Here is an 8,689-nt window from a genome sequence, read left to right on the forward strand (position 1 = left end):
CGATGTTCCTCCCCACGAGGTTGGCGTAATGGCCGTCTCCTCCTACGTCCCGAAGGGATTCGCTCCCGTCGCGCGCTACTTCCGGCGTGGCAGCCGCGTCGTGCGGGCGATCGATTCGTTCGGCTTCGTCGCGGTGTTCGTCTGGCAGGTGCTCTCGGCGATTCCGCTGACGCTGCAGCGCTACCGCGCGGAGACCATGCGCGCCATCACGAACATGACGTGGGGCCGCGGCTCCATCGTGGTCGGCGGCGGCACGGTGCCGATGATGATCGTGCTCGGCCTGGTGATGGGCGCCTCGGTCGGCGTCGAATCCTTCGCCACCCTCGACATGCTCGGCATGGGTCCGGTCACCGGCATCGTGTCGGCCTACGCGACGACTCGCGAACTGGCCCCGATCGCGGCCGCCGTCGGCTTCGCCGCGCAAGCGGGCTGCCGCATCACCGCCGAGATCGGCTCGATGCGCATCTCCGAGGAGATCGACGCGATCGAATCGCTGGGTCTGCGGTCGGTGCCGTTCGTGGTGACCACCCGGGTGATCGCGGGCGCGCTGGCCATCGTGCCGACCTTCCTGATCGCGCTGATCCTGTCCTATCTCGCCTGCCGGGGCCTCATCACACTGGTGCACGGCCAGTCCGCGGGCGTCTACGACCACTACTTCTTCCAGTTCGTGTCCGGATTCGACGTGATCGCCGCGGTGATCAAGGTCGCCATCTTCGGCACCGTGGTGATTCTCGTGCACAGCTATTACGGCTTCTTCGCGAAGGGCGGCCCCGAGGGCGTCGGCATCGCGTCGGGCCGTGCGGTACGCACCAGTTTCGTGGCGATCATCGCCATCGACATGGTGCTGTCCATCGTGCTGTGGGGTTTCAACACGGCGATCAGCTTCACGGGGTGAACATTGCCTGAATACGGTTTGCCCGGCGTCGCCGCGGACAAGAAACGTTCGCGCACTGTCGGTTTGGTGATCGTCGCGCTGATCGCGGTGGTCGCGCTGACCACCACGTTCTACCGCAACCTGCGCTCGGAAGACGGTCTGCGCATCGCACTGCACACCGAGCAGATCGGCGACGGCGTCAGCGAGGGCACCCAGGTGCGCCTCGACGGCGTGCTGGTCGGCGAGGTGGCGCGGATCGCGCCCGCCGAGCGTGGCACCCAGCGCATCACCTTGCGGCTGGACGATTCCCGGCTGCACGGCATCGACGACTCGCTGCTCGTCGACTATGCGCCCGCCAATCTGTTCGGCATCAGCGAACTCGAATTGCTGCGCGGGCCAGGCGGTTCGCCGCTGCGCCAGGACGTCGAGATCGACCTGACCGGCCCGCGCGCCGTCGGCGTCTACGACGCGACGATGGGCAGCATCCTGCGCAGCCTGTCGCAGGTGGGCGCGTCGGTCTTCAGCCCGCAGCTGGCGACCGTCATCGCGCAGGTCTCCGCGGACTTCAAGGCGTTCACGCCGCTGGTGCAGGCGCTGATCACGGTGGCGCGCACCATCGCCGACAACCAGACCATGCCCGCCTCCGAACTGCTCGGCAGGCTGGGTCCGGCCTTCGACGGCGGCGGTGACTTCGCGGGCGCGACCATCCAGATCCTGGACCAGATCCACGACATCCGGATCGTGCAGACCGACAAGGACCGCTACGACGTCGGCGTCGCCGCCCTCACCGGGCAGATCCTGCCCGGCCTCGCCACCACGGTGAGCACCGCGGGCGGACAGCTCGCCGAGGCCACCGACATGCTGGCCCCGGTGCTGAAGGTGCTCGCCCAGATGGTGCCGCGGCCGCAGCAGTCGGCGGCCGAATTGCGCCTGCTGCTGGAACGTTTGCGCGCGGCGATGCCGGACACGCCGGACGGGCCGGTGCTGAATCTGGAGGTCGACCTGCAGGGTGTGCCGGGTATCGCGGTGCCGCTGCTCGGCCAGGGAGGTATCCGATGACGGTGCGCGGCGCGGCATGGCGCCTCGGTCTGTTCGCCGCGGTGATCGCGGTGGTGCTCGCGCTGGTGCTCACCGCGATCAAGCGGCCGGTGTCCGGTGAGACCCAGGCGCACGACGCGCTGTTCACCGATGCGAACGGGCTGAAGGTCGGCGACGACGTGCGCATGTACGGCGTGCAGGTGGGCAAGGTCGAGAAGATCTCGCTGGACGGGGTGAAGGCCAAGGTGCATCTCACCGTCAAGACGGCCACGCCGATCTACGACAACAGCACGCTGGCCATCCGGTACCAGAACCTGACGGGTCAGCGGTACATCGATCTGCAGCAGCAACCGAATCCCGGTGTGCGCCTTGCGGACAACGCGCTGATCGGCACCGATATGACGGTGCCCTCGTTCGATGTGACCAGCCTGTTCAACGGTCTGAAGCCGGTGCTCGCGACGCTGTCTCCCGAAGCGGTCAACCAGTTCACCGAGAGCATGCTCGCGGTGATCGAGGGCGACGGCACCGGCATCGGCCCCGCCATGGAGGCCATCGGCACGCTCAGCCGGTACGTGGGCGACCGCCAGCAGGTGATCGGTCAGCTGGTGAAGAACATGTCCGACATCGCCGATCGCGTCGGCGGACGGGTGCACTACTTGGTGCCGTTGCTGGCCCGGCTCAGCGACGTCTTCCAGTCGCTGCAGGCCAATATCGGCGGGCTCGCCGATTTCGCGATGTCCGCGCCCGCGGTGCTCGGTCCGCTGGACCGGCTGCTGGCCACCCTCGGGCTGGACCCGCACAGCGGCCAGGACATCGACGCGATGATCCGCGGCCTGTTCCCCGATCCGCAGCAGGCGGTCGAGGTCTTCGGCAGGCTGCCCGGTCTGCTGCAGTCGGTGGACAACGCGCTGCCGCGCACCGTCGCTGGCTGGCAGCCGGAGTGCAGCAAGGGCGTCGCCGAGGTGCCCGCGCCGGTGCGCGTCCTCGTCGCCGGACAGAAGGTGGCGATATGCCAGGCGTGATTTCCCGCTGGTTCGGCGATGACCGGCCGGTCCTCGACGACGCGGCCAAGCGGCGCAGGGAGATTCGGTTCGGCATCATCGGCGTGGCGCTCGTCGCGCTCGGCATGCTTGCCGCGGCCGTGCTGTACGTGGTGCCGTTCGGCAAGACCACCTACATCGCCGAGCTGTCCGAGGCACAGTCGGTGAAGACGGGCGACGATGTGCGCCTCGCCGGTGTTTCGGTGGGTTCGGTGGAGTCGCTGGAGCTGAGGCCGGATCGGGTGGTCATGAAGTTCACCGTGAAATCCGATGTGTTCCTCGGTGATCAGACCTCCCTCGACATCCGCATGCTCACCGTGGTCGGCGGGCACTACGTGGCGCTGTTCCCCGCGGGAAGCGCGCCGCTCGGCGACAAGCCGATCCCCGCGGATCGAGTCCGCCTGCCCTACAGCCTGATCCAGACATTCCAGGACGCCACGACGCCGCTGAACGAATTGGACGGCGACACGCTGCGGCGCAACCTGTCCGCACTGGACGAATCGCTCACCTCCGCACCGGAGACGCTGCGCACCACCCTGGACACGGTCGGCGGATACATCGACGCCATCGACCGTCAGCGCGCCCAGGTCTCCCATGCCATTGCGGTGGCGGACGAATACGTCACCATGTACGACGGCGCGAAGACCGATCTGGGCAGGCTGATGGACAACGTCAACCTGCTGGAGACGGTGCTCATCGACAAGCGCGCGGAACTGCGCGAGTCCGTCGCCTTGATCGACAGCGTGGTGCAGCGGCTCGCCGCGCTCGCACCCGTTTGGGAGTCCACGCTGAAGCCGAGGGCGCAGCAGCTGGCCGACGCGCTGCCGCGGCTGGAGGAGATGGGCGGCAAGCTCGAGCCGATGATCGCGAGCACCCAGCAGCTGAGCGAGCGTCTGCGGTCGCTGGTGATCCCCGAGGAGGGCGTCGTTCTGGACCGCTCGGGTCAGACCGTGCCCGCGCCCTCGGGGCTGGATCTGTCGTCGGTGTGCGTGCCGGTGCCGGGGAAGGAGTGCTGATGCTGAAGAAGCTGCTCGGCACCCAGGCGTTCATGTCGATCGCGGGGGTCGCGGTCATCGCGCTGCTCGGGGTGGCCGGTTACTTCGTGGCCTTCGATCCGCTGCGGAAGACCGAATCCTATTGCGCGATCATGCCCGACAGCGTCGGTCTGTATGAGGGCAACCAGGTGACCATGCGCGGCATCACGGTCGGCAGTGTCACCTCGGTACGCAACCAGGGCGCGACCGTGCGGGTCGATTTCGAGGTCGACGCCGACCATCCGGTGTACGCCGACGCCTCGGCCACCACGGTGTCCGACACCGTCGTCGCCGACCGGGAACTCGCGGTACTGGCCAGCGGCACGAACCTGGAGCGCTGGAACAGCTCCCAGTGCATCACCAAGACGCTGACGCCGAAGAGCCTCACCGAGACCCTCACTGCGCTCGCGCAACTCTCCGACCAGATCGTCGGACCCGATCCGTCCCAGCCGAATTCGCTGGCCAACGGGCTCACGGCGCTGGATCGGGCCACGGCGGGCGCCGGGCCGCAGATCAACGAGCTGATCCGCAAGCTCGGTTCGGCGCTGAAATCGCCGGACGCCGATATCGGCCACCTCGCGGGCATTTTCGATGCGTTCGCCTCGGTCTCGCAGAAGGTCAACCAGTACTGGGGTGATCTGCAGTCCATGCTGGTGCGCGTCGGACCGGTGCTGAACCAAGCCAGCGACGACCTGCTGATCCCTGGCGCGCAGCTGTTCGACGGTCTCGCCGAGGTGCTGCCGATGCTGAACGACATCACGAACTCGTTCGGCGACCAGATCCTCAGCCTGCTCGACCGCGCGGTGCCGATGCTGAAGCTGCTGCGCGCCAACGTCGGCTCGCTGCGCGAGATCGTGCTCACCACACCGGTGTTCGCCTCCGCGCTGCGCAGCGTCGCCGACCCGGAGACCGGTGCGGCGAGCCTGACTTACGCCCCGCCGAAGGTGGCGATCCCGCAGCAGAACGCCGAGCAGGTGTGCACCGCCGTGAACATGATGTCGCCGGGCCGGTGTGCTGGCGTCGAGAACGGCATGGTGAACGTGGAATTGGTCCAGCTGGTGCTGGGATTGGCGGGAGCCCGATGAGCACACAGCCGACTCGGCGTACGCGGCGGCCGAAGCCTTTGCGGCGCACCGGGATCGCGCTCGCGCTGGCGGCCTCGGTCGCGCTCGGCGGCTGCGCCTTCGACCCGTCCGCGGTGCCGGTGCCCGGCACATCGGTCTCGGGGGCGACCTACCGCGTGCAGATCCAGTTCGCGAACGTGCTGAATCTGCCCGCCCGCGCGAAGGTCATCGCCAATGGCGCGCAGGTCGGCGCGGTCGAGAAGGTCACCGTGGTGCCCGCTGCCGAGGCGCCGCAGGGGCGCGGCGGGTACGTCGTGGTGGAGACCGAGATCGCGACATCGGTACAGCTGCCGTCGAATACGATCGCGGAGCTGCGTCAGAACACGGTGCTCGGCGATATCCACATCGCGCTGACCACCCCGCCGGACGGTTTCGGCTCGCTGCTCGGTCCGGACGGCACCATCGACCTGGATCACACCAAACCTCCTGTGCAACTGGAGGACACGATGGCCGCGATGGCCTTCTTCGTGCAGGGCGGCGCGGTCGGCCAGCTGCAGGACATCGTCAACCGGTTCAATGCCGTGCTGCCGCAGGACCCGAAGGAGACCGCGCGGATCGCGGGCGTGATGGGCGCGGACGCCGCCGATCTGGCCGCCAACCTCGATCAGGTGGACAAGCTACTCTACGGCCTCGGCAACAACGCCGAAGTGCTGCACAAGGTTCAGCCGGAGCTGGACAATATCCTCAGCGCGGCGTCGGTGGACCGCCTCGGCGCCGCCACGCAGTCCATCGACGGCGTGACGAAGATCTTCGGCGAGCTCGGCCCGGTCGGTCAGTCGCTGGGGTGGCTCGCCCCGCTGGTGCAGTCCGGCGACGCGGCGGCCATGGCGTTCGTGCCGCTGGCCACCGGCGGACCGCTCGACCTGCGCAACCCCTCGAACCTGGCCATGCTGGTCGCGCTGGTGCGCGACAAGATCATTCCGTTCGTCGAGCGCGGCCCGAAGGTGAACGTCACCGGCGTGCGGGCGGACGCCGCGCCGGTCTCGGAGCAGGAGCAGGTCGACCGGATCGTTCAGACCCTGCGCATGATCGGAGCTGTCCGATGAAGATCGGTTCGCTGGCCTCGCTCGGCGGCATCGCCGCCATCATGATCCTGGGCGCGGCCTACCTCACCTTCGGTGTGGTGCGGTTCGATCCGTTCGCCGGCTACACCCACGCCACCATGGTGCTGAAGAACTCCGGCGGGCTCGGCGTCGGCTCGCCGATCCTGTTGACCGGCATCGAGATCGGCGACGTCACCTCGGTGGACAGCACCGCGGCAGGCGTCGAGGTCGGCTTCCGCGTCGACGCCGACCACAAGGTGCCCACGGCCAGCGTCGTCACCATCGAGCACTTGTCCGCGCTGGGCGAGCCGTACGTGCAGTTCGTTCCGAGGGCCGACGGCGGACCCTACCTGCGCGACGGCCAGCGCCTGGACACCGAGGACGTCCGGACGCCGCTGTCCATCGCCGAGGTGGCGCGCATGGTCACCAAGACCATGAACCAGCTCGACCCCGCGGTGGTCGGCTCGCTGGTGGAGACCATGAGCAAATCCGTCACCGGCACCGAATCGGTGATGCCGGAGCTCGCCAGATCCGGTGACCTGCTCGCCTCGACCATCATGACCAGGGCGCCGAAGATCGCCGAGCTGCTGGACAGTTTCCAGCTCGCCGCCGCCGACATCGAATGGGCGGGCCCCGCCACCGCCGCGGGCGCACCCGGCCTGGTGAAGTTCGGTCGGGCCCTCGACGAACTCGTGGAGGCCGTCGGCCGTCTGGTCACCGCGCAGGGCAGCCCGGAGATGTACCTCGAGGGCGACGGCGTCGTGCCGTTCCTCGAAAAGCTCACCGCCTGGCTGCGCGAGGCGGGCCCCGAACTACAGGCCCTCATCCCGGGCCTGCGGCCGCTCACCGACGCCGCCGTCTCCGCCGCACCCCAGCTCGACCTGAGCACCTTGATCGGCCAAGCTCTGCACAGCACCGACGACGACGCGATCCAAGTCCGCGTCGCCATCAAATAACCCGTCCCACAAGGGTCCTCGCACACCTTTCACACGCTTCGCAGCGGGTGTGACCCCTGCGAAGCGTGCGGAGCGTCTGCGAAGCAACCGGTGCATCGGTGTGTTGGGGGGTGGTCGAGCAGCGGGAACACGGTGGCCGGGTGGTTGGTCTTCGTGTCAGCGACCTTCGGGTAACCTCCCCGGGAAGATCGACTACTCGTGACGGTGTTCTCTGTTCGGCAGCGAAGGCGGTGCGATGGTGGAGTCCGGCGGCGGCCCTGCGCCCTATGGCGATGACGAAGGGGCGAACAACACTCGCGTTCTCGTGATCGCGGCGGCCATCGCCGCGACCCTGGCGGTGGTGGTGGCGATCGGACTCGTGTTGCGGTCGAACGAGGAATCGGGCGGCGGGCCGACGCCTGTGTCGACCATCGAACCGACGGCCAGTCCCACCGCACGCACCACGCCGATGGCGACGACGGTCCGTCCGTCGACCTCCGCGACGCTGGTGCCGCCGCCCGTGCCCGCGCGCCGGATCGGCGAAGACTGCTCGGCGGGCGGCATCACCGCGCAGTGGGATCTGCGCGAGGGCCAGTGGATGTGCGTGCCGGTGGGGCAGGGCAACGAGCCGCACCGCGTCGGCGACGACTGTTCGCACGACGGGATCACCGCGCAGTGGGGCCGCACCCCGGAGGGCGAGTGGGTCTGCCTGCCGCAGGAGCAGGCCCGCGAAGAGCACCAGGTCGGCGACGACTGTTCGCACGACGGCATCACCGCCCAGTGGGGCCTGTCCCCGGACGGCCGGTGGATCTGCGTGCCTCCGCAGCTGGGTGTGGGCGGACCGGTGCCGCCGATCGTCGTCCCCGGGGCGCCGGTCGTGCCCGGACCCCCTGCGCCGCCGATCGTGCCCGAACTTCCCGCGCCGCCGGTCGCCCCCGCGGCTCCTGGGCCGCCGGTCGCACCCGCCGCTCCTGCGCCGCCGATCGTGCCCGCGCCCCCAATCGTGCCGCAGTTGTTCCCCTTGCCGATCCCGCCGGTGGCGCCCCCACCGCCCGCGAGTGAGTGAGCGAGAGCGCTGTCGGCAGTGCGCGGCCGTCGGTCTCGTGGCGGCGCGCGCGGTGTGGCAGTCGGTGGTGCGTTGCCGTCGGCCTTGTAGCGCCGCGGGTGGTGTGGCCGTCGGTAGTGCGTTGCCGTCGGTCTCGTGGCGGCGAGCGTGGTGTGGTCGTTGGCAGTGCGTTGCCGTCAGCCTTGTAGCGCGGCGCGTGGTGTGGTCGTCGGTGGTGTGTTGCCGTCGGTCTCGTAGCGCTGAGCGTGGTGTGGTCGTCGACTACGCGGTGGCGAAGACCGGCACCACGAATCGATCGACCAAGGCCAGCTCTGCGGCGGAATCGCCTGCGGGCCAGAACAACAGCGACAGAACGACCCGGACGATCCACTGTCCGGCGGCGGGGTCGTCTCCGGTGCCGGTGAGCGATGAGGCGGCCTGCGCGAGCCGCGGGTTGCCAGCCAGAAAACGCTCGACCTCCGACGGGGCGGCGCCGTTGAGGAAGGCGACCGCGACGCGGTCGGCGCGAACCGCGTCGAGCGCGGCGAGGATCGCG

At 69.0% G+C, this 8,689-nt stretch carries 8 protein-coding genes and 1 pseudogene; 8 read left to right on the forward strand and 1 reads right to left on the reverse strand.

Annotated elements, in window-relative coordinates:
* The first annotated feature begins 28 nt into the window (after window positions 1-28).
* The 8 genes from NL1_RS34840 to NL1_RS38835 all read left to right on the forward strand — a co-directional run bounded on the left by NL1_RS34840 (window position 29) and on the right by NL1_RS38835 (window position 8,154).
* Window positions 29-895 carry an MlaE family ABC transporter permease gene (locus NL1_RS34840; protein WP_067848925.1) on the forward strand — a complete coding sequence of 289 codons (867 nt, stop codon included), beginning with the start codon at window positions 29-31 and terminating at the stop codon, window positions 893-895.
* Window positions 896-898: 3 nt separating this feature from the next.
* Complete coding sequence (locus tag NL1_RS34845; protein ID WP_067848928.1) at window positions 899-1,933, forward strand: MlaD family protein; 1,035 nt, start codon at window positions 899-901, stop codon at window positions 1,931-1,933.
* Complete coding sequence (locus tag NL1_RS34850; protein ID WP_067848936.1) at window positions 1,930-2,934, forward strand: MlaD family protein; 1,005 nt, start codon at window positions 1,930-1,932, stop codon at window positions 2,932-2,934. The genes NL1_RS34845 and NL1_RS34850 overlap by 4 nt, the downstream gene beginning before the upstream one ends.
* On the forward strand, window positions 2,922-3,968 hold the full coding sequence (locus NL1_RS34855; protein WP_067848939.1) for an MlaD family protein: 1,047 nt from the start codon (window positions 2,922-2,924) through the stop codon (window positions 3,966-3,968). The genes NL1_RS34850 and NL1_RS34855 overlap by 13 nt, the downstream gene beginning before the upstream one ends.
* Entirely contained in the window at window positions 3,968-5,071 is a 1,104-nt protein-coding gene (locus tag NL1_RS34860) for an MlaD family protein (RefSeq protein ID WP_067848948.1), read from the forward strand. Before NL1_RS34855 ends, NL1_RS34860 begins: the two co-directional genes overlap by 1 nt.
* Window positions 5,068-6,156 (forward strand): MlaD family protein, encoded by a 1,089-nt coding sequence (locus NL1_RS34865; protein WP_084511399.1) that lies wholly within the window; start codon window positions 5,068-5,070, stop codon window positions 6,154-6,156. The genes NL1_RS34860 and NL1_RS34865 overlap by 4 nt, the downstream gene beginning before the upstream one ends.
* Window positions 6,153-7,109, forward strand: coding sequence for an MlaD family protein (locus tag NL1_RS34870; RefSeq protein WP_067848942.1), 957 nt, complete (start codon window positions 6,153-6,155; stop codon window positions 7,107-7,109). The genes NL1_RS34865 and NL1_RS34870 overlap by 4 nt, the downstream gene beginning before the upstream one ends.
* A gap of 235 nt (window positions 7,110-7,344) precedes the next feature.
* On the forward strand, window positions 7,345-8,154 hold the full coding sequence (locus NL1_RS38835; protein WP_067848945.1) for a hypothetical protein: 810 nt from the start codon (window positions 7,345-7,347) through the stop codon (window positions 8,152-8,154).
* A 261-nt stretch (window positions 8,155-8,415) separates the two neighbouring features.
* Here the strand turns inward: NL1_RS38835 and NL1_RS38410 are convergent.
* Window positions 8,416-8,689, reverse strand: a pseudogene (locus tag NL1_RS38410) (TetR/AcrR family transcriptional regulator); the annotation flags it as partial.

It is taken from the genome of Nocardia lijiangensis NBRC 108240 (assembly GCF_001613045.1).
In the GTDB taxonomy this organism is placed as follows: domain Bacteria; phylum Actinomycetota; class Actinomycetes; order Mycobacteriales; family Mycobacteriaceae; genus Nocardia; species Nocardia lijiangensis.